This window comes from Citrobacter sp. Cpo061, assembly GCF_030332845.1.
GTDB classification, from domain to species: Bacteria; Pseudomonadota; Gammaproteobacteria; order Enterobacterales; family Enterobacteriaceae; genus Citrobacter; species Citrobacter portucalensis.
The window spans coordinates 1-390 of sequence record NZ_JAOWHB010000027.1 but is presented as its reverse complement, the minus strand read 5'-3'; the positions used below and the strand labels follow the sequence as shown (position 1 = coordinate 390).

1 pseudogene is annotated in these 390 nt (G+C 51.3%); it reads left to right on the top strand.

Features of this window, described 5'->3' with window-relative positions:
* Positions 1-63: 63 nt before the first annotated feature.
* Positions 64-173: pseudogene (locus OGX97_RS03205) on the top strand (replication initiation protein); the annotation flags it as partial.
* Positions 174-390 lie beyond the last annotated feature (217 nt).

Genomic DNA, 390 nt, shown 5'->3' with positions numbered 1-390 from the left:
TCTCATAGCTCACACTGTAGGCATCTCAGTTCGATGTAGGTTGTTCGCTCCAAGCTGGGCTGTGTGCATGATCCCCCCGTTCAGCCCGACCGCTGCGCCTTTTCGGTAACTATCGACTTGAGTCCAACCCGAAAAAGCACGACAAAGCGCCAATGGCAGCAGCCACTGGTAACTGATTTAGAGGAGAGAGTCTTGAAGTTATGCGCCGGATAGGGCTAAACTGAAAGAACAAGTTTTGGCGACTGCGCTCCTCCAAGCCAGTTACCTCGGTTCAGAAACTTGCCGGTTTACTGAACCTTCAAAAAACCACCTTGCCGGGTGGTTTTTTTGTTTCCGCACCAGACTAAATCTCTCAGGCCACCCCGTCAAGAAACGCCTACAAGAACCACA